Source organism: Saccharothrix longispora (genome assembly GCF_031455225.1).
GTDB classification, from domain to species: Bacteria; Actinomycetota; Actinomycetes; order Mycobacteriales; family Pseudonocardiaceae; genus Actinosynnema; species Actinosynnema longispora.
This window is the reverse complement of record NZ_JAVDSG010000001.1, coordinates 5,733,810-5,753,462: the sequence shown is the minus strand read 5'-3', so window position 1 is coordinate 5,753,462 and position 19,653 is coordinate 5,733,810. Positions and strand designations below refer to the sequence as shown.

Sequence of the window (19,653 nt, the reverse complement as noted above, 5' to 3'; positions counted from 1 at the left end):
GGAGGGGTCGCCCGCGTTCCCGAGTCGTGCGGCACTTCCCGCGCGTTCGCGCAATAGCCTGAACAGTCCAATTAGGACTTCCGTATGCGGCTGTTCGTCCTATTGTCCGGCGTGACCCGGGGGGATGTGCTTGCGCTTATCTTTCCCCACGAAGGGTTTGCGCCGTGAACAACTCAGGAAGACGGTGGAGACACCGCACCAGTGCGGCCCTGCTGGCCGCCGTGCTGGGCACCACTGGGTTCGGCTTCGCCGCCGCTCCGGCACTCGCGCAGGAAGCGCCCACCAACGCGCCCGCGCCCGCCGACAAGCAACTCGACAAGCAGGACCTGGAGCTCCTGGCCGAGGCCGAGAAGGCCGGCCAGGACAACGTGACGCTCCTCGTCGCCGCCGAAGAGGGCAAGCTGGACTCCGCCGCCGACGACCTCCGGGCGCTCGGCGGCGTCGTCGAGAAGACCGAGGCCGACGTCGACTACCTCAAGGTGTCGGTGCCGCGCGGCAACGCCGAGAAGGCGGCCAAGCTGGCCTCCGTGAACGCGGTGGACGTCGACGGGCTCGTCGAGCTCGACGACCCCAAGCCGGAGGGCGCGATCACCCCGCTGCCGCAGCCGGCGCCGGGCGCGAAGACGCCCAAGAAGAACCCGTACATGCCGACCCAGGACACCAAGGCGGCGCAGTTCACCGACCAGCACCCCAAGTGGGACGGTCGCGGGACCACGATCGCGATCATGGACTCCGGCATCGACCTCGACCACCCGGCGCTGGCCACCACGACGACCGGTGAGCGCAAGATCGTCGACTGGTACAACGCGAACGCCACGAACTCCGGCGACGGCACGTGGGTGCAGATGGCCGGCCGCTACACCGGCACGTTCACCAGCGGCGGCGCGACCTACCAGGCCCCGGCCACCGGCGGCCCGTACAGCTTCGGCCTGTTCCGCGAGTCCGCGGGCGACCTGGGCCTGGCCAACAGCGAGACCGGCGGCGACATCAACCGCGACGGCGACCGCGTGGACACGTTCGGCGTGCTCCAGGACGTCACCACCAAGGAAGTCCGCGTGGACGTGGACGGTGACGGCGACTTCACCGACCAGACCGCGATGCTGGACTACAAGTACAAGAAGGACGTCGGCCACTTCGGCGTCGACAACCCGTCGACCCCGGTGCTCGACACCATCGCGTTCGTGGTCCAGACGGACCGGTCGATCTACGACAACGCGGGCACCGCGTACGTCAACATCGGCATCTCCGCCCAGCACGGCACGCACGTCGCGGGCATCACCGCCGCCAACAAGATGTTCGGCGGCAAGATGACCGGCGCGGCCCCGGGCGCGAAGCTGATGGCCGTCAAGGTCTGCCTCACCACCCCGTCGTGCACCAACAGCGGTCTGATCGACGGCCTGCTGTACGCGGCGCGCAACGGCGCCGACGTCGTCAACATCTCGATCGGCGGCCTGCCCGCCCTCAACGACGGCAACAACGCGCGGTCCGAGCTCTACAACCGCACGATCGCCGAGTACAACGTGCAGGTGTTCATCTCCGCCGGCAACAGCGGCGCGGGCGCGAACACCGTCGGCGACCCGTCGGTGACCACGGACGCGGTGAGCGTCGGCTCGTACATCACCGCCGACACCTGGCTGTCGAACTACGGTTCGGTGACCAAGCAGAAGGAGGGCCTGCACGGCTTCTCCTCCCGCGGCCCGCGCGAGGACGGCGGCTTCAAGCCGACCATCGTCGCGCCCGGTTCGGCGATCTCCACCACCCCGCAGTGGCAGAACCCCGGCCCGGTGGCCGGCACGTTCGAGCTGCCCGCGGGCTACGCCATGCTGAACGGCACCTCGATGGCCTCGCCGCAGGCCACCGGCGCCGCCGCGCTGCTGATCTCCGCCTACAAGGCCGAGCACGACGGTCAGCGGCCCCCGGTCGCCGAGCTGCGCAACGCCATCAAGTCCGGCGCCAAGTGGGTCTCCACCCTCCAGGCGTACGAGCAGGGCGCCGGCCTCTTCGACACGAAGAAGGCGTGGACCCAGCTCAACGCGCACCCGAACACCCAGGCCGTCACCACGTCGGTCGCCGTGAACACGGTGCTCTCCCCGCTGCTGGCGACCCCGAACACGGGCGTCGGCATCCACGACCGCGAGGGCGTGGTGATCGGCAAGGAGTACACCCGCACCTACACCCTGACCCGCACCACGGGGCCGGACCGCAACCAGCAGTTCCTGGTGAAGTGGCAGGGCAACGACGGCACGTTCTCGTCGAAGTCCCTGGTCAGCCTGCCGTTGAACACGCCGGTGTCGTTCGACGTGAAGGTGAAGCCGAAGACGGCCGGCGCGCACTCGGCCGTGCTGAAGCTCGACAACCCGTCCACCCGCGGCATCGACGTGTTCACCCTGAACACCGTGTTCGCGGCCGACGAGTTCACCGCCGCGGGCAAGTACGCGGTCGCCAAGTCCGGCACCATCGCCCGCAACCAGTCGAAGTCCTTCTTCGTGAAGGTGCCGGCCGGCACCAGCGCGCTGAAGGTCGACATGGCGGCCGGCGGCGCCGAGGCGGGCAAGGGCCAGGTGCGGTTCCTGCGCTACGACCCGTACGGCGTGCCGTTCGACAGCACCTCGTCCATCAACTGCTACAACCCCGACGCGGGCGCGGGCTGCGCCGGTGGCTCGCCCACCAGCCGCACCGTGAGCAACCCGCTGCCGGGCGTGTGGGAGATCGTGGTCGAGGCGCGGCGCACCTCCGACGCCGACACCGCGCCGTTCTCGGTGACCGCGTCGGTGCTGGGCACGACCGTCAGCCCGAACCCCGACACGATCCCGTCGGCCACCCTGGGCACCCCGGTCGAGCGCTCCTACACGGTCGAGAACTCGCTGGCCGCGTTCAACGGCCGGCTCGTCGGCGGCACGCTGGGCAGCGCGAAGGTCGAACGCGCGACCATCGCGGACGGCGCGGTGCAGCTCTTCGACCTGACGGTGGCGCCGGGCTCGTCGCAGCTGCGCGCCACGATCGGCCGCACCGCCGACGTGGCCGCGGACCTCGACCTGTTCGTCTACAACTGCACCACCGGCACCTGCGTGCTGGCCGGTCAGCAGGCGGACGGCGACTCCGAGGAGTCGGTGACGATCAACAACCCGGCGGCCGGTGCCTGGCGCGTCCAGGTCGACGGCTACGAGGTGCCCGCGGGCACCACGGAGTACGACTACGTCGACGTCTACACCGCCGCGGGCCTCGGCTCGGTCGTGGTGACCGACGTCGACGCCGACCGCGTGGCCGGTTCGTCGTGGACGGTGCCCGGTGTGGTCACCCCCCTCGGCCTGCCCGGTGCCGGTCGCGTGCTGCGCGGTGAGCTGACCGTGCAGACCTCGGAGGGCGCGGTCGTCGGCCGCGGCGCGGTGGTCGTGCAGAACGTCGCCTGATCCCGTTCCACCCCCCGTTCCGGGGCCACCTCGTTCGCGGGGTGGCCCCGGGCCTGTTCTACGGCTCGGGGTCGCGGTTGGACAGAGGCCGGTCGACGTCGACCTTCCCCACGCCCGCCAGCGCGGGCACGTCCACGGCCAGGTCCACCGGCACGGCGGCCCGCACGTAGCCGATCGCCGCGTCCGACGCCTCCACCACCGCGCCGAGCCGCTGCAACGAGGCCACGACCTCCTCGGTCCGCCCCTGCTCGGCGGCGATGGTCAACGTCACCGTGGGCACGCCGTCGCGCTTCGCCTCGGCCACCGAGTCCTCCCCGTTCGGGCTGAGGGCGGGCGCCGCCGCGCCCGCGGAGCTCGTGAGGGGCAACGTGGTCCCCTGCTCGACGGGGTGCGCGCCGCACCCGGCCAGCACCAGCCCGAGTCCCGCCACCGCCAACGCTCTTCTCATCCACGCCTCCACGCCGGGTCCTGTTCCCAGGACGGAATGGTCGGTCATCGCGGTTGCACCGGTTGCTCCGGCCCGCTGAACGCCTGCACGCGCTCCTGCCCGTCCGCGCTGTCGCCGAACACGCGGTTGTCGGCCGACCCGTTCGACGGCTGCTCCACCACGCGCCCGTTGACGGCGCGGGGCAGGTCGCGGACCCGCACCTGCGGCAGCGCCGACGGGTGCTTCGACCGCACCCACGCCACCAGGTGCTCGCGCGCCACGCACCTGAGGTCCCAGAGGCGACCGGCGTCCGAGGCGCTCACCAGCGCGCGCACCCGCACGAACGAGCCGACCGCGTCGGTCACCTGGAGCACGCACACGCGGCCGTCCCACAGGTCCGTGCCCTCCATGGCGTGCCGCAGCTCCTGCCGCAGGTCCTCGACCGGCACCGTCCAGTCGAGGTCCAGCTCGACCGTGCCGAGCAGGGCGGACTGGGTGCGCGTCCAGTTCTCGAACGGCGTCTTCATGAAGTACGACGTGGGCAGGATGAGCCGCCGGTCGTCCCACAGGTGGATGACGACGTAGGTCAGCGTGATGTCCTCGATGCGGCCCCACTGCTTCTCCACGACCACCACGTCGTCGAGCCGCACGGCGTCGCTGAACGCGATCTGCACGCCGGCGAACACGTTGCCCAGCAGCGACTGCGCGGCCAGCGCGGCGATGGCGCCGATGACACCGGCCGAGGCCAGGATCGAGGTGCCGGCGGCGCGCGCGCTCGGGAAGGTCATGAGCACCGCGGCGGCGGCCAGCACGCCCACCACGACCACGGTGACCCGTCTGACCAGCGTGACCTGCGTGTGCACGCGTCGGGCGTGCCGGTTGTCGGACACGTCCACGCGGATGCGGGCGAGCGTCGCGTCCTCGATCACCACGAGCAGCGAGGCGAGCAGCCAGGCGCCGGCGAGGATGAGCGCTATCCCCGTCGCGTGCAGCAGCCCCGGCCGCCAGTCACCGCGTGCGACCACGCCCAGCGAGAACTGCACGGCGACCAGGACGGCCACCGCGACGGCGGGTTTGTGCGCGTGCCGGGCGAGGCCCGCGAACAGGTCGGACCGCCTGCCGATGCGGCGGATCACCCGGTGGACGAGCGTCACCACCACCAGGGCGACCAGCAGCGAGCCGGCGAAGGTCAGAACGGCTGCGAGCAAGGGAAGGGCACCTCCTCGGGGACACGGGCACGTCCCAGGGTCCGTACCCACCATCCCGGAAGATCACCCGTTCGGGAGAGTTTCGCCACGGGGAACCCGTGCGCGGACCCGTGTTCGACCGTCCGCCGCGCCGCCGGCGGGGTGCGGCGCGTAGCTTCGCAGGGGCTGCGCACGAGCAACACAGTGGAGGCACCGGTGCACGTGGAGTCCGAGGGCGCGCGGTTGGCCGTCCACGAGCGGGGCGACCGGTCCGCGCCGACCGTCGTGCTGGTGCACGGCTTCCCGGACACGCACCGCGTGTGGGACGGCGTGGCCGCCGAGCTGGCCGGGGAGTTCCACGTGGTCACCTACGACGTGCGGGGCGCGGGGGCGTCGTCCGCGCCGCGCGGGCTGGCCGCGTACCGGCTCCCGGTCCTCGCCCGCGACCTGCTCGCGGTGGTCGCCGCCGTCAGCCCGGACGCGCCCGCGCACGTCGTGGGGCACGACTGGGGCTCGATCCAGGCGTGGGAGGCGGTGACGACGCCCGGCGCGCCCATCGCGTCCTTCACGTCGGTGTCCGGGCCGTGCCTGGACCACGTCGGCCACCTGCTGCGCCGGAAGCGCGGGCCCCGGCACCTCCGCCAACTGCTGCACTCCTGGTACATCGCGGCGTTCCACGTGCCCGTGGTCGCGCCGCTCGTGTGGCGGCACGCCGTGGGCCCGCGCTGGGGGGACGTGCTGCGGCGGGTCGAGGGCGTGTCCGCCGACGTGCAGCCGACGATCGTGCGCGACGGCGTGAACGGCATGGCGCTGTACCGGGCGAACTTCGTGCCGCGCCTGCGGTCGCCCCGCGCGCGGCGCACGGACGTGCCCGTGCAGCTCGTGCAGCCGCTGCGGGACCGGTACGCGACCCCGGCCGTCTCGGAGGACGTGGAGCGGTGGGCGACGGACGTGCGGCGGCGGGAGCTGGACGCGGGCCACTGGGCGCCCGTCACGCACCCCCGGGCGCTGGCCCGGCTCGTCGCGGAGCACGTCAGGGCCCACACGCGGTGAGCCCGGCCTCCGCCGTCCGCCGGCGGGCGATCTCGCGGCCCAGGTTCCAGGTGCGCCAGTCGTCGGCGGTGAACGGGCCGCGCATCGCGAACGCGCAGTCCCGCAGGTGGTCGGGCAGGGTCAGGATCGCGGGCACGGCGTCGTCGGACAGCGTGCTCAGGTAGGGCAGGTCGATCGTGCCGTACCGCTGCCAGCGCTCGACGTTGCGCTCGGCGACGAACCGGTCGGGGTCGAGGGCGGCGAGGACGAGCAGCGCGCCGAACCCGGTGGCCACCACCGCCCGGGCGAGCCGCGCGCCGTCCAGCTCCACGCCCGCGGCGATGACCAGCAGGTAGACCGCGCCCAGCCACAGCTCGCAGGCGAGGACCAGGAGGCGGGGCACGGTGAACCCGTACGCCTGCTGGTAGAGCCACATGCGGGTCAGCGCGCTCGCCACGATCACCAGGGTGAGCACCGCGAGCGCGCCGAGCAGGCCGCGCAGCCACGTCCGGTCGCGGTCGGTGTCGAGCCGGGCGAACCGCGCGACCGGGGCGATCACGCCGAGGGTGAGCACGGTGACCGCCAGCAGCTGCCAGAAACCGGTGCGCGCGTACCCGGAGTAGGTGAGGCCGTCGGTGGTGACGACGTGCGCGTCACCGGCGAGCAGCGTCGTGAGCTGCACGCCCGCGAACGCCGCGAACAACGCCACCAGCGCGCCGACCGGCAGCGCCCAGTCGCGGCGGGCGACGCGGCGGGCCGGCCGCGCGGTCCCGTCCAGGTCGACCGGCACGGCCAGCAGGTGGCACGCGCCGAGCACGCCCAGGGCGACCAGCGGGAACACCACGAGCGACACCCCGTCCGCCTCGGGCGTCAGCGTGCCGAGCAGGTCCGCGAACGACTCGTCCGCCCCCGCGAGCAGCGGCACGAACACCAGCAGCAGCGCGACGGTCACCAGCACCGGTCGCGCCGCCGCCGGCACGCCGCCGCCCCGCAGTCCGCGCGCCAGCCACGGCAGGGCGCGGAACGAGGCCACCGGCACCGCCACCGAGCCCAGCACCAGCCCGCGCGCGGTCCGCCCCCCGGCGACCGCGAGCGAACCGGCCGCGCACCCCGCCACCGCGCACAGCGCGAACAGCCACTCGGCGGCGAGGAACGCGCCGACCGCGAACAGCGCCGTCGACAGCGCCGCCCAGCCGGGCGCGACCCGGCGCAGCAGGCCGAACACGACCAGCGCCGTCAGCACCCACCCCAGGCCGGGCCGGTCCAGTGGCAGCAGCACGGCGCCCGCCGCGCCGGCCACCGCCGCGGTCAGCAGAACGCGGTTGGGGGTCATCGGGTCGTCCTCCGTGGCGTGCGTGGTCGCCGCCCGGGTCGGGCGGTCGGGAAGCGGTCCGGGTGGGGCGGTCGGGAAGCGGTCCGGGTGGGGCGGTCGGGAAGCGGTCCGGTCAGGCGTGCGAGCCGTGCCGCCGGTCCGCGCGCGCGGTCGCCGGCAGCACGGCGCGTATCCGGCAGCCCGGCCCGTCGACCACGGCGATCGTGCCGCCGTGCAGGTCGACCACCCACCGGGCGATGTTGAGCCCCAGCCCGGTGCCCCCGCCGCCGGCCCGCTCACCCCGGGTGAAGCGCTCGAAGACCCGGTCCCGGTCCCGGGGCGCGATGCCCGGCCCGTCGTCCGCGACCTCCAGCACGAGGTCCTCGCCGACCGACGCGGTCACCCGCACCTCGCCGCCCGCCGGGCCGTGGCGGGCGGCGTTGTCGAGCAGGTTGGCGACCACCTGCGCCAGGCGGGCCTCGTCGGCGTGCACCGTGGCGCCCGGCGGCGTGACGTCCACCGTGAACCGCACGCCGCGGGCGGCGACGGAGGCCTCCGCCACCACGTCCGAGAGCAGGGGCTCCAGCGCGAACTCGGCCTTGTCGAGCCGGTGCGCGCCGGCGTCGATGCGCGACAGGTCGAGCAGTTCGGCGACGAGCCTGCCGAGCCGCTCGGTCTGCGCCAGGGCCGTGCGCATGGTCGCCGAATCCGGCTCCACGACCCCGTCCACGACGTTCTCCAGCACGTTCTGCAACGCCGTGATCGGGGTGCGCAGCTCGTGCGACACGTTCGCGATCAGCTCGCGCCGCTGCCGGTCGGCCGCGCCCAGGTCGGCCGCCATCCGGTTGAACGCGACGGCCAGTTCGCCGACCTCGTCGCGCGCCGTCGCCCGCACCCGCTGGCTGTAGTCGCCGGCCCGCATGGCCCGCACCGCCGCCGTCATCGCCCGCAGCGGCCTGGTCATGCCGTGCGCGAGCACCTGCGACGTGACGACGACGATCACCATCGTGCCGATCGTCGTGTTCGTCGGCAGCCAGCCGATGCGGTACCAGAAGAACGCGAACCCGGCGGCGAACGCCGACACCAGCAGGATGCCGATCTTCAGCTTGATCGACCGCACCGGGTCCAGCGGGCGCGGCAGCAGCTCCGCGACCGCCTCGACCGCCGACCGCAGGCTCACCGCGGCACCTCCAGCGCGTACCCGACGCCGTGCACGGTGCGGATCAGGTCCGTCCCGAGCTTGCGCCGCAACGCCTTCACGTGGCTGTCGACCGTCCGCGTGCCGGTGCCGTCGTGCCAGCCCCACACCTCGCTGAGCAGGCGTTCCCGCGACTGCACGGCGCGCGGCCGTTCGGCGAGGTGCACCAGCAGCTGGAACTCGGTCGGCGTCAGGTGCGCCTCCTCGCCGCCGCGCAGCACCCGCCGCTCGGCCAGGTCGATCTCCAGGTCGGCGAGGGCGATGCGGGTCGCCGCCGCCGACGCCGCCCGCTCCACGCGCCGCAGCAGCGCGTGCACCCGGGCGGCCAGTTCGCGGATCGAGAACGGCTTGGTCAGGTAGTCGTCCGCGCCGACCGCGAGCCCCACGAGCAGGTCCGTCTCGTCGCCGCGCGCGGTCAGCATGAGCACCGGCACGGGCCGCCGCGCCTGGATGCGCCGGCACACCTCCAGCCCGTCGAAGCCGGGGAGCATGACGTCCAGCACGACCAGGTCGGCGTCACCGGCCCGGTCGACGGCGGTCGGCCCGTCGTGGGCCAGGAGCACCTCGAACCCCTCGGCGCGCAGCCGCGCGGCCACGGCCCCGGCGATCGTCAGGTCGTCCTCGACCACCAGCACCCGGCGTGTCATGCGACCGACTCTAGGTCGGGGCCGTGGAGGCGGGCGGTGGAGGTTGTGAACGTCGTGTGGAGGACCACCGCGCGCCGGTCCGTCGGTGGGCCCGCCTAGGGTGACCGCGTGGGCGAGGCTGTGCTGGAAGCGGTGTTGGAGAGGATCACCTTCGCCAACGAGGAGACCGGGTACACCGTCGCGAGGGTCGACCCGGGGCGCGGTGGGGACCTGGTGACCGTGGTGGGGGCGCTGCTGGGCGCGCAGCCCGGCGAGTCGATCCGGATGCGCGGCCGGTGGGGGTCGCACCCGCAGTACGGCAAGCAGTTCCACGTGGACGACTACACGACCGTGCTGCCCGCGACCATCCAGGGCATCCGCCGCTACCTCGGGTCCGGTCTGATCAAGGGCATCGGGCCGGTGCTGGCGGACCGGATCGTCACCCACTTCGGGGTCGACGCGCTGGACGTCATCGAGCACGCGCCGGAGCGGCTGGTCGAGGTGCCCAAGCTCGGGCCCAAGCGGACGAAGATGATCGCCGCCGCGTGGGAGGAGCAGAAGGCGATCAAGGAGGTGATGGTCTTCCTCCAGGGCGTCGGCGTGTCCACGTCCCTCGCCGTGCGCATCTACAAGCAGTACTCGGACAAGGCGATCGACGTCGTGCGCGAGGAGCCGTACCGGCTGGCCACCGACGTGTGGGGCATCGGCTTCCGCACCGCCGACGTGATCGCCAAGGCCGTCGGCATCCCGCACGACAGCCCGCAGCGGATCAAGGCGGGCCTCCAGTTCACGCTCGGCGAGGCCACCAACGACGGCAACTGCTACCTGCCCGAGAACGAGCTGATCGGCGCGGCCATCAAGATCCTCCAGGTCGACGCCGGCCTCGTCATCGAGTGCCTGGCGGAGCTGGTCGGCGAGGAGGGTGTGGTCCGCGAGGTCATGCCGGACGGCGAGCCCGCGATCTACCTGCTGGCGTTCCACCGCGCCGAGATCTCGCTGGCCAACCAGCTGCTGCGGCTGCTGGGCACGGAGGCCGAGCGGATGCCCGCGTTCCAGCGCGTGGACTGGGCGAAAGCGTTTGCGTGGCTGGGCGCGTCACTGGAGGACAGGCAGCGCGACGCCGTGCAGCTCGCCCTGACCCGCAAGGTCGCCGTGCTGACCGGCGGCCCGGGGTGCGGCAAGAGCTTCACCGTCCGCTCGATCGTCAAGCTGGCCGTCGCCAAGGGGGCGAGGGTGGTGCTCGCCGCGCCGACCGGGCGCGCGGCCAAGCGGCTCACCGAGCTGACCGGGCACGAGGCGCGCACCGTGCACCGGCTGCTGGAGCTGAAGCCCGGCGGTGACGCCGCCTACGACCGCGACCGGCCACTGGACGCCGACCTCGTCGTGGTGGACGAGGCGTCCATGCTCGACCTGCTGCTGGCGAACAAGCTGGTCAAGGCCGTCGCGCCGGGCGCGCACCTGCTGCTCGTGGGCGACGTCGACCAGTTGCCGTCCGTCGGCGCGGGCGAGGTGCTGCGCGACGTGCTCGCCGAGGGCGGCCCCATCCCGAACGTGCGCCTCACGCACATCTTCCGCCAGGCGCAGCAGTCCGGCGTGGTGACCAACGCCCACCGCATCAACTCCGGCGACTACCCGATCGTGCAAGGCATGCCGGACTTCTTCCTGTTCCCCGTGGAGGAGGCCGAGGAGGCGGCGGCGCTCACCGTGGACGTCGTCGCGAACCGCATCCCGCGCAAGTTCGGCCTGAAGCCGCGCACCGACGTGCAGGTGCTCGCGCCGATGCACCGGGGTCCGGCGGGCGCGGGCGGGCTGAACGCGTTGCTCCAGGAGGCGTTGACACCGTCCACACCGGACCTGCCCGAGCGCCGGTTCGGCGGCCGGGTGTTCCGGGTGGGCGACAAGGTCACCCAGATGCGCAACAACTACGAGAAGAACGTGTTCAACGGGACGCTGGGGATCGTCACGGCGATAGACGCCGTGGAGCAGAAGTTGACCGTTCGGACCGACGAGGAAGAGGACGTGGACTACGAGTTCGGGGAGCTGGACGAGCTGACCCACGCTTACGCCATGACGATTCACCGCTCACAGGGCAGTGAGTACCCGTGCGTCGTCATCCCAATCACCACGAGCGCGTGGATGATGCTCCAGCGCAACCTGCTCTACACGGCGGTGACCCGGGCGAAGAAGCTCGTCGTCCTGGTGGGTTCCCGGAAGGCGATCGGTCAAGCGGTCCGGACGGTGGGCGCGGGCCGCCGGCACACCGCCCTCGCCCACCGCCTGGGCCACCGGCTCTAGGCGCTCCGGGCGCTCCGGGCGGCGACCGCGCCGGCCGCGAGGAGCGCCGCCCCGAACCGGTCCACCTCCGCGCCGGTCAGCTTGATCGCCCCGCCGCCCGGTGCCCACACCTCCACCGTGTCGCGGGCGACCGCGATCAGGCACTCGGCTGATTCGTTCACCTCGTCGGCGCAGGGCACCTGCCACTCCATGGTGGGACCACTGGCCAAATCCGTTGCGGGAGCGGACATTCTTGTCCCCTTTCGGGTTACGGGAGGACCGGAACGGCGGAAGTGCCGCGATCCGTCGATAGCCTGGTCTCAGTAGTCCTTGTAGTGCAAATGCTGTAGAGCAATTGACCAGATCGGGTGACCCGGATGCCGATGACGCCGACCGTGCGGCTCAAGTTCCTGTCGATCTACATGCGAGAAGCCCGGGAGCGCGCGGGCGTCGAGCCGAGGGAGGTCGCCAAGCTGCTGGGGCGGGACGCGACCCGCGTCACCAAGATGGAGAAGGGGCGGGAAGGGCTCACACCCGGCGATGCCAAGATGCTCCTCGACCGCTACGACGTGCACGCGGAGGACCAGAAGCTGGAGATCGTGGAACTGGCCCGCACCAGGAGCCAGCGCGGCCGGTGGGCCAACCACCGGGCGATCGTGCCGCTCCAGCAGCGCGCCTACTACGACTTCGAGCAGGACTCCGACTCGATCCGCCACTACGGGGCCGAACTGGTGCCCGGCCTCCTCCAGACCGAGGCGTACACGCGCGCTATGCTCGCCCGAAGCTCGCGAGTCGACCCCGCCTGCGCCGACGACATCGTGGCCACCCGCCAGGAGCGGCAAGAGGCGATCTTCCGACGGGAGGCTGTCCGAGCCGCGTTCGTGCTGAGCGAGAGCTGCCTGCGTCGGAGGATCGGGGGCAACGCGATCATGCACGAGCAGATCAGGCACCTGATCGCCCTCGCCCGGCAGCGCGGTGTGCAGGTGCAGGTCCTGCCCTTCGACTCGGAGGGGGCGGGCAACACGTTCGGCTTCACCATGCTCCGCATCCCGGCACCCACCAGCGCGCCGCCGCTGGAGATGGTCTACGTCGAGAACCTGCACGACGCCGACTATCTCGACGGTGATCCCGAGGTCGCCGACTACTCCAACCTGTGGAGCCGCCTGACGGCGGACGCCCTCGGGCTGGAACAATCGAAGCGCTTCCTCAAGGGTGTCGCCGATCAGTACGCCTGACCGCGAAGGGTGGTTCCGCCCATGACTCCGGACTTCTCCGCCGCTGCTTTCAAGACGTCCAGCCACACGCAGGACAACGGCACGTGCGTGGAGGTGGCCGTGGTCCCGGGGTTCGCCGCCCTCCGCGACACGAAGAACCGCGCGGGCGGCCTGGTGACCGTGCCCGCGCGGTCCTTCGAGGTGTTCCTGCGCGGCCTCCGCTGACGCGCTAGCGCATCGGGAACGCCACGTCGCACACCTCGTCGTCCGGCCCGGCGGCCGCGAAGTCGGTGAAGTAGACCTCGCGCGGCGCTCCGGCGACCGCGTGGCCGTTCTCCTCCAGCCACGCGGCGACCGCGTCGAACGCCGACAGGATCTGCGGGAACACGACGTGCGCCTTCGGCAACCGCGCGTACGCCTCGCGGTGCGCTTCCTCGACGCGGTGCGCGGCCGTCACCTCCGCCCCGCCCGGCTCGATCGGGAAGCACAGCTCGACCGGTCCGTCGCTGTCCTCGTTGACCTCGCCGTGGTACACGACGTACGGCGCGCCGGCCGCACCGCCGAACGGGGCCGCCGCCCGCTCCGCCCGGCCCATCGCCGCGCCGATCCACTCCACCAGGTCCGGCTGCCGCAGGTGCCGCTGCTCGGTGAGCACGACCCGCGCCGCCACGTCCCGCTGCCTGATCTCGTACATGTCCGACAACCCCTCGCCTCCGGCCAACACGACGCGGAGGTGCGCGGCCAGCGCGCGCTGCACGGCCATCCGGTGCTCGACCCCGTCCCAGTACCGGGCGACCAGGTCGGACCGGCGGTCCTCGGGCGCGGCCACGATCGCGCCCACCACGGCCAGCGGCATGTCCAGCCGCCGCAGCAGCGCCACCAGGCGTGCCGGCGGCAGCTGGTCCTCGCGGTACCGCCGGTAGCCGTTGACCGGGTCGACCGACGCCGGTCGGAGCAGGCCCTGCCGCTCGTAGAGCCGCAGCGCCTTCACCGACAGCCGTGAGCGCCGGGCGAACTCCCCGGTCCCCAACAACCGCGTCCCCGCCCCCTGCGTCCCCGGTTCCGGCACCACCCGCGCATCCTCCACGGGGAAGACCGTGCGGGCCGCCCCAGGGGCCGGGTCAAGCGGCTACTGCCGGTAGCCCTCCACGGTGCCGGGGGAGCGGGGCTCCGCGCCGTCCGGGTCCAGGCCCGCGGCGCGGCGGGCGCGGCGCTGGCGGAGCAGGTCCCACGTCTGGTCCAGGGCGACTTCGAGGTCGCGCAGCCGGCGCACGTCACCGTCGGTCAGGCCCTCGCCGACGCGCGAGCCCTCCAACCGGTGCTCCTCGTCCACCAGCTCGGTGATGCGCGCGACGAGTTCTTCGTCAGTCACGTCTCCTCCTCCGTCCGGACCAAGATCGGGGTACCTCCCGGCCGCCGACCGAAACGCCGCGTGCGCGACCCCGTGGGAATGACCGGTCGGCGGGTGTCCATCGGCGCGGTTTTGCCCCATCCTCCGATCACCCTGCATTGGAGGAAGCACCGTGAAGTCGACCAGACGTTCACTGCTGACACTGGCCGCGGCCGGTGTCGTCGGGCTGGCGGTGGTCACCGCGAGCCCCACGACCGCGGGCCCCGCCCCCGAGGTCGCCCAGGCCCAGGCCGGTCCCACCTACGTGTACAAGGTCCACGCCCCGCTCGGGAAGAGCGCCCAGGACCTGCTCGGGCGCGGCTTCGACGTGCTGGAGGACCGGGACGGCGATCACCTGTTCGTGTTAGGCGGTGCCACCACCGGTGCCGACCTGGCGACGGCGGGCTTCAGCGCCGTGATCGACGAGGTGCTGCCCGCCCCCGAGTGGCAGCCGCCGGCGAAGAAGTCCCAGTCGCCCGCCTTCGACGCCGCCGACGTCAACGAGACCTACTACGGCGGCTACCGCACGATCAACGCCCACTGGTCGCACCTCGACCTGGTCGGCCAGAACTACCCGGCCCTGACCACGGTGGTCGACTACGGCGACTCGTGGAAGAAGACCCAGGGCGCGGGCGGCTACGACCTGCGCGCCGTGTGCATCACCAAGAAGAACGCGGGCGACTGCGCGCTGAGCCCCACCGCGCCCAAGCCCCGGTTCTTCGTCATGGGCCAGCTGCACGCCCGCGAGCTGACCACCGGTGACGTGGCGTGGAAGTGGATCGACCACCTGACCCAGGGCTACGGCACGGACGCCGAGGTCACCGCGCTGCTCGACACCACCGAGGTGTGGGTCGTGCCGATCGCCAACCCGGACGGCGTGAACATCGTCCAGCAGGGCGGCAACTCGCCGCGCTACCAGCGCAAGAACGCGAACGACACGCACGGGTCGGGCTGCTCGGGCACGTCGTCCTCGCAGATCGGCGTCGACCTCAACCGCAACACCGACTCGCACTGGGGCGGCGAGGGCACCTCGTCCAGCCCCTGCGCCCAGACCTACAAGGGCCCGAGCGCCAACTCCGAGGTCGAGACGCGGGCGTTGCAGGCGCTGTGGCGCAACCTCTACCGGGACCGGCGCGGCACGGGCGTCACCGACGCCGCCCCGGCCGACACCACCGGCGTCGTCGTCTCCATGCACAGCTACTCGAACCTGGTGCTGTTCCCGTGGGGCTGGACGACCCAGTACAAGGCGGGCAACGACGCGCCGCTGCGCGCGATGGCGCGGGACCTGGTGGGCCTGGCTGGCTCGGGCTGGCAGTACGGGCAGCCCGGTGAGGTGCTCTACAACGCGGCGGGCGCGACCGATGACTGGGTGTACGACGACCTGGGCGTCGCCTCGTTCGTGTGGGAGATCGGGCCGTCGTCGGGCACCTGCTCGGGCTTCTTCCCGGCCTACTCGTGCCAGGCGTCGACGTTCTGGCCGAAGGTCAAGCCGATGCTGATGTACGCGGCGAAGAAGGCGACCAGCCCGTACGGCGGCGGCGGCAACCCGCCCACCGACTGCGCGAAGGCCACCAACGACGCCGACGTGGCCATCCCGGACAACGGCCCGGCCGTCACCAGCACCATCACCATCGCCGGGTGCACGGGCAACGCCTCGTCGACCTCGCAGGTGGAGGTGCACGCCGTGCACACCTACCGGGGTGACCTGGTGCTCGACCTCGTTGCGCCGGACGGCACGGCGTACCGGCTGAAGTCGTCCAACAGCGACAGCGGCGACAACATCGACACCACCTACACGGCGAACGTCTCCGCCGAGGCGCGCAACGGCGACTGGAAGCTGCGCGTGCAGGACGTGTACTCGGCCGATACCGGGTACCTGAACTCGTGGAGCCTGACCCTGTAGGCGAATTCGGAGGATGCCCGGAAGGGCCTGCGGGGGATCGCCCCGCAGGCCCCCGCCCGGTCCGGCCGGCGGCGGGGTGACGGTCACGGTTCCGCCGCCGGGGTCGGGGACCCGGCGGGGTCCGGGGCTCCGACGAGGTCGCCGAGGTCGCGCAGGAGGCCGGTGACCGCCCGCAGCTCCGGGAGGGCGATCCGCCCGCCCAGCTCGTTCGCCCACTCCGCCTGCCGCCGCTCGACCTCGCGCAGCGCGCGGCGGCCCCGGTCGGTGAGGACGAGCAGCTTGGCGCGGCGGTCGGCCGGGTTGTCCCGCAGCTCGACCGCGCCCTCGCGCGCCAGGGCGTTCGCGGTCTCCCGCACGGCCTGCCGGGTGAGGCCCATGGCCGGGCCACCTGCGCCACCGTGCACGGGCCGTGGTCCACGACGCCGAGCACCTGCCGGCGGGCGCTGGTCAGCCCGGAGGGGGCGGTCAGCCGGTCGCCGGCGGCGAGCAGCAGTCCGTTGAGCCGGAACACCTCGACGAGCAGGTCCGAGAACTCCCGGCCGCGGTCGGTCAACGAGGTCATCCCGGCAAGCTCCCGGATTGACAAGTACTTGTCGAAGTCGGCGGTCGGGTACGTCGAAGGGCCCCTGCGGTGGTCCGCAGGGGCCCTTCGGGTCGTGCCGGGAGGGTTACTTCAGGCCGTTGCTGATCGCGGTGATCAGCTCGCCGTTCGAGGTGTCGCCGTCGAGCGCCCAGAAGAACGCGCCGCCGAGGCCCTGGCTCTTGGTCCACGACATCTTGCCGCCGATGGTGGCGGGGGTGTCGTAGCTCCACCAGTTGTTGCCGCAGAACGCGTACGCGGTGCCCGCGACGGTGCCGGTGGCCGGGCAGGTGTTCTTCAGGACCTTGTAGTCCTCGATGCCCGCCTCGTACGTGCCGGGTGCCGCGCCGGTCGCCGTGCCGCCCGGGGCGGCCTGGGTGACACCGGTCCAGCCGCGGCCGTAGAAGCCGATGCCGAGCAGCAGCTTGGCCGCCGGGACGCCCTTGCTCTTGAGCTTCTGGATCGCCGCGTCGGAGTTGAAGCCCTGCTGCGGGATGCCGGGGTAGGAGGTGAGCGGGGAGTGCGGGGCCGTCGGGCCCTGGGCGTTGAACGCGCCGAAGTAGTCGTAGGTCATGACGTTGTACCAGTCGAGGTACTGCGCCGCGCCGCCGTAGTCGGCCGCGTCGATCTTGCCGCCGTTGGAGCCGTCCGCCGTGATGGCGGCGGTGACCAGGTAGTTGGCGCCGAACCGGGTGCGCAGGGCCTGGGAGACCGTCTTCATCGAGCTGAAGCCGGAGGTGTCGCAGGTCAGGCCGCAGGCGTTCGGGTACTCCCAGTCGATGTCGATGCCGTCGAACACGTCCGCCCAGCGCGGGTCCTCGACGAGCTTGTAGCAGGACTCGGCGAACGCGGCCGGGTTCTGCGCGGCCTGGCCGAAGCCGCCGGACCAGGTCCAGCCGCCGAACGACCACAGCACCTTGATGTGCGGGTACATCTTCTTCAGCTTGCGGAGCTGGTTGAACGAGCCGCGCAGGGAGCCGGTGTCCCAGGTGTCCGCGACGCCGTCGACGGAGTTCGCGGCGGTGTAGGCCATGTCGTAGTCGGCGTAGGCGTCACCGATGGTGCACTGGCCGTTCTGCACGTTGCCGAACGCGTAGTTGATGTGCGTCAGCTTCGCGGCCGAGCCGGAGGTGTGGATGTTCTTCACGAAGTACTGGCGGCCGTAGACGCCCCACTGCGTGAAGTAGCCCAGGTTCTTCTTGCCACCGGGCTGCGGGGTGCCGGTGGTGGTGGTCGTCGGACCCGTGGTGGTCGTGGTCGTCGTCGTCGTGGTGGTGGTCGTGGTGGTCGTCGTCGGGTTGGTCCCGCCGGCGTCGCACGACGCGCCGTTCAGCTTGCAGTTGGCCGGGGCCGAGTACGAGCCGGAGTAGGCCACGTTGAAGCCGAAGCTCACCGAGCCGCCGGTGCCGACGCTGCCGTTCCAGGTCGGCTTCACGGTCACGTGCTGGCCGCTGGTGGTCTGGGAGCCGTCCCAGATGGAGCTGACCCGGGCGCCCGCGGGCAGGTCGAACTCGACGGTCCAAGTGCTCAGGGCGGCGCTGGAGCCGTTGCGGATCGTGTACTTGCCCTCGTAGCCGGTACCCCAGTCCGAGCCCTTGGTGAAGGTGGCGGAGACGCCGCCCGCACCGCTCGCCGCGGGTGCGACGACCAGCCCCACCGCCAATGTGGCGACGGCTACTGCCGCCGCTGTGACATGCCATCGGATCTTGGACATCGTGCTCCTCGTCAGGAAAGGAGTGCAGGGTGGTGTCACCATGTGGTTCAGACCACTTCACGGTCAAGGTCTAGACCATTGTCGTCACTCGAACGGAGTAACGCGAGCGGCTTCGGAATCGGTTCCGCGGGCCGCTGACCACTAGGGGTGGTCGAGCCTAAAGTCGACGGTCCCCCGCCACCAGGGGGTGACGCCGGCGCCCGTCCACGTGACCAGACTCGGGTCATCGGCGTCGAACGGGAGGACACGCGTTGATGGGCACGAGGGGAATCGCCCTGGCGGCCGTCGTGGGGACGGCCGCGCTGGGTCTCGGGGGAACGGCGGTCGCGGCCCCGGCCGGTGACCGGGTCGACCGCGCGGTGGTGCAGCGGGCGGTCGACGAGATGGCCCGCACGGGCGCGCAGGGCGTCCAGGTGCGGGTGGTCGACGGCCGGCGGGAGTTCACCGCGCGCGCCGGCACGGCGGAGGTCGGCTCGCCGCGCCCGGTGCCGCTCGACGGCCGGTTCCGGGTCGGCAGCATCACCAAGACGTTCGTGTCGACGGTGGTGCTCCAACTGGTCGGCGAGGGCTCGGTCGGGCTGGACGAGCCGGTGTCGCGCCACCTGCCGGGCCTGCTGCCCGACGGCGACCGGATCACCGTGCGGAACCTGCTCCAGCACACCAGCGGGCTCTCCAACTACACCGACGCGCTGCCGTCCGACCCGGAGGGCTACGAGGCCATCCGGTACCGGACGTGGGCGCCCGCCGAGCTGGTGGCCCTGTCCACGGCCCGGCCGCCGGACTTCCCGCCGGGCACCGGCTGGAACTACTCCAACACCAACTACGTCGTCGCGGGCCTGCTCGTCGAGAAGGTCACCGGGCGGCCGTACGGGGAGGCGGTGGCGCGGCGGGTCCTGCGCCCGCTGGGCCTGCGCCACACCCACGTGCCGGGCGCCGCGGTCGCGATCCCGGGGCCGCACGCGCACGGTTACCAGCGCCTGCGCGGCGAGGTGGACGACATCACGCGCATCAACCCGTCGGTCGCCCACGCGGCGGGCGGGATGATCTCCACGACCGCCGACCTCGACCGCTTCGCCGAAGCCCTCCTGGAGGGCCGCCTCCTGCGCCCCGCGCAGCGGGCCGAGCTGACGAAGCTGATCCCGGTGGCGGGGGAGTACGGCCTGGGCGTCGAGCGGTCGACCCTGCCGTGCGGCGTGGAGGTCTGGGGCCACGGCGGCGGCATCCCCGGCTACTCCAGCCTGGTGGTCGGCACGGCGGACGCGAGGACCCGCCTGACGGTGTCCCTGACCTCCGCCCCGGACCCGGGGCCGATCACCGGGGCCGAGGAGCTGCTGACCGAGGTCTTCTGCTGACGGCCTGACGCGTGGCTGCGCGAGAAGGCTGCGC

17 protein-coding genes are annotated in these 19,653 nt (G+C 72.4%); 7 read left to right on the top strand and 10 right to left on the bottom strand.

The window, feature by feature from the left end; genetic code table 11:
* Positions 1–164 precede the first annotated feature (164 nt).
* Positions 165–3,410 carry a S8 family serine peptidase gene (locus J2S66_RS24035; protein ID WP_310309528.1) on the top strand — a complete coding sequence of 1,082 codons (3,246 nt, stop codon included), beginning with the start codon at positions 165–167 and terminating at the stop codon, positions 3,408–3,410.
* A gap of 58 nt (positions 3,411–3,468) precedes the next feature.
* Here the strand turns inward: J2S66_RS24035 and J2S66_RS24030 are convergent, their stop codons facing one another.
* On the bottom strand, positions 3,469–3,858 hold the full coding sequence (locus tag J2S66_RS24030; protein ID WP_306748374.1) for a hypothetical protein: 390 nt from the start codon (positions 3,856–3,858) through the stop codon (positions 3,469–3,471).
* 44 nt (positions 3,859–3,902) lie between these two features.
* Complete coding sequence (locus J2S66_RS24025) at positions 3,903–5,045, bottom strand: mechanosensitive ion channel family protein (protein ID WP_310309527.1); 1,143 nt, start codon at positions 5,043–5,045, stop codon at positions 3,903–3,905.
* Positions 5,046–5,240: 195 nt separating this feature from the next.
* Between J2S66_RS24025 and J2S66_RS24020 the strand changes: the two genes are divergently transcribed.
* Positions 5,241–6,077, top strand: a complete 837-nt coding sequence (locus J2S66_RS24020; protein WP_310309526.1) for an alpha/beta fold hydrolase — start codon at positions 5,241–5,243, stop codon at positions 6,075–6,077.
* On the opposite strand, the gene J2S66_RS24015 is transcribed toward J2S66_RS24020, so the two are convergent.
* The 3 genes from J2S66_RS24015 to J2S66_RS24005 all read right to left on the bottom strand — a co-directional run bounded on the left by J2S66_RS24015 (position 6,058) and on the right by J2S66_RS24005 (position 9,213).
* Positions 6,058–7,389 carry a DUF4153 domain-containing protein gene (locus tag J2S66_RS24015; protein WP_310309524.1) on the bottom strand — a complete coding sequence of 444 codons (1,332 nt, stop codon included), beginning with the start codon at positions 7,387–7,389 and terminating at the stop codon, positions 6,058–6,060. The two genes, J2S66_RS24020 and J2S66_RS24015, sit on opposite strands and share 20 nt — an antisense overlap.
* A 112-nt stretch (positions 7,390–7,501) precedes the next feature.
* Entirely contained in the window at positions 7,502–8,548 is a 1,047-nt protein-coding gene (locus J2S66_RS24010) for a HAMP domain-containing sensor histidine kinase (protein WP_310309523.1), read from the bottom strand.
* Complete coding sequence (locus J2S66_RS24005) at positions 8,545–9,213, bottom strand: response regulator (protein WP_310309521.1); 669 nt, start codon at positions 9,211–9,213, stop codon at positions 8,545–8,547. The genes J2S66_RS24010 and J2S66_RS24005 overlap by 4 nt, the downstream gene beginning before the upstream one ends.
* Before the next feature lie 108 nt (positions 9,214–9,321).
* Here J2S66_RS24005 and recD2 point away from each other — a divergent pair, with 108 nt between their 5' ends.
* Positions 9,322–11,487, top strand: coding sequence for an SF1B family DNA helicase RecD2 (recD2, locus tag J2S66_RS24000; protein WP_310309520.1), 2,166 nt, complete (start codon positions 9,322–9,324; stop codon positions 11,485–11,487).
* Here the strand turns inward: recD2 and J2S66_RS23995 are convergent.
* Positions 11,484–11,678, bottom strand: a complete 195-nt coding sequence (locus J2S66_RS23995) for a hypothetical protein (protein ID WP_310309519.1) — start codon at positions 11,676–11,678, stop codon at positions 11,484–11,486. The genes recD2 and J2S66_RS23995 overlap by 4 nt on opposite strands.
* A gap of 165 nt (positions 11,679–11,843) precedes the next feature.
* Here J2S66_RS23995 and J2S66_RS23990 point away from each other — a divergent pair, with 165 nt between their 5' ends.
* Together J2S66_RS23990 and J2S66_RS23985 are read left to right on the top strand one after the other, a co-directional pair.
* Positions 11,844–12,701, top strand: coding sequence for a helix-turn-helix domain-containing protein (locus J2S66_RS23990; RefSeq protein ID WP_310309518.1), 858 nt, complete (start codon positions 11,844–11,846; stop codon positions 12,699–12,701).
* Between the two features lie 21 nt (positions 12,702–12,722).
* On the top strand, positions 12,723–12,905 hold the full coding sequence (locus J2S66_RS23985; protein ID WP_310309517.1) for a DUF397 domain-containing protein: 183 nt from the start codon (positions 12,723–12,725) through the stop codon (positions 12,903–12,905).
* A 4-nt stretch (positions 12,906–12,909) separates the two neighbouring features.
* On the opposite strand, the gene J2S66_RS23980 is transcribed toward J2S66_RS23985, so the two are convergent.
* Both J2S66_RS23980 and J2S66_RS23975 read right to left on the bottom strand, forming a co-directional pair.
* Positions 12,910–13,767 (bottom strand): MerR family transcriptional regulator, encoded by an 858-nt coding sequence (locus J2S66_RS23980; protein WP_310309516.1) that lies wholly within the window; start codon positions 13,765–13,767, stop codon positions 12,910–12,912.
* A gap of 42 nt (positions 13,768–13,809) precedes the next feature.
* Complete coding sequence (locus J2S66_RS23975) at positions 13,810–14,052, bottom strand: DUF2630 family protein (RefSeq protein WP_310309515.1); 243 nt, start codon at positions 14,050–14,052, stop codon at positions 13,810–13,812.
* Between the two features lie 151 nt (positions 14,053–14,203).
* On the opposite strand from J2S66_RS23975, the gene J2S66_RS23970 reads away from it, so the two are divergent.
* The gene (locus J2S66_RS23970) at positions 14,204–15,973 is read left to right on the top strand and encodes a M14 family zinc carboxypeptidase (RefSeq protein WP_310309514.1); all 1,770 of its coding nucleotides are present in this window, start codon (positions 14,204–14,206) and stop codon (positions 15,971–15,973) included.
* 83 nt (positions 15,974–16,056) lie between these two features.
* On the opposite strand, the gene J2S66_RS23965 is transcribed toward J2S66_RS23970, so the two are convergent.
* On the bottom strand, positions 16,057–16,350 hold the full coding sequence (locus J2S66_RS23965) for a MarR family winged helix-turn-helix transcriptional regulator (RefSeq protein ID WP_310309513.1): 294 nt from the start codon (positions 16,348–16,350) through the stop codon (positions 16,057–16,059).
* 291 nt (positions 16,351–16,641) lie between these two features.
* Positions 16,642–18,267 (bottom strand): glycosyl hydrolase family 18 protein, encoded by a 1,626-nt coding sequence (locus J2S66_RS23960; protein WP_310309512.1) that lies wholly within the window; start codon positions 18,265–18,267, stop codon positions 16,642–16,644.
* Between the two features lie 254 nt (positions 18,268–18,521).
* On the opposite strand from J2S66_RS23960, the gene J2S66_RS23955 reads away from it, so the two are divergent.
* Positions 18,522–19,619: a serine hydrolase domain-containing protein gene (locus tag J2S66_RS23955; RefSeq protein WP_310309511.1), complete on the top strand. Its 1,098-nt coding sequence runs from the start codon at positions 18,522–18,524 to the stop codon at positions 19,617–19,619.
* The last annotated feature ends 34 nt before the right edge of the window (positions 19,620–19,653 follow it).